This window comes from Marinomonas sp. TI.3.20, assembly GCF_038155025.1.
GTDB lineage: Bacteria > Pseudomonadota > Gammaproteobacteria > Pseudomonadales > Marinomonadaceae > Marinomonas > Marinomonas flavescens.
The window spans coordinates 1-222 of record NZ_JBAKAS010000157.1; the positions used below are offsets into that span (position 1 = coordinate 1).

1 protein-coding gene is annotated in these 222 nt (G+C 41.9%); it reads left to right on the forward strand.

Annotated features, from left to right (window positions below):
• On the forward strand, positions 1-222 hold a 222-nt coding region (locus V6259_RS19980; protein ID WP_341586015.1), incomplete at both ends, for a TRAP transporter large permease subunit.

Consider the following 222-nt stretch of genomic DNA (forward strand, 5'->3'; position numbering starts at 1 on the left):
GTGGTTGGGATTTCAAACACATTGCACGAACTATGCGTTCTGGTTTTTGGTCTGTTCTTGCTCCGTTGGTTATCTTAGGCGGTATCTACTCAGGATTTTTCACTCCGACTGAATCTGCCATTGTTGCAATATTCTATACTTTGTTTGTTGGTGCCTTTATTCATAGAGAGCTTACTTGGAGTGCTATTTTTCGCTCGCTAGAAACGACTACATGGTTGTCTG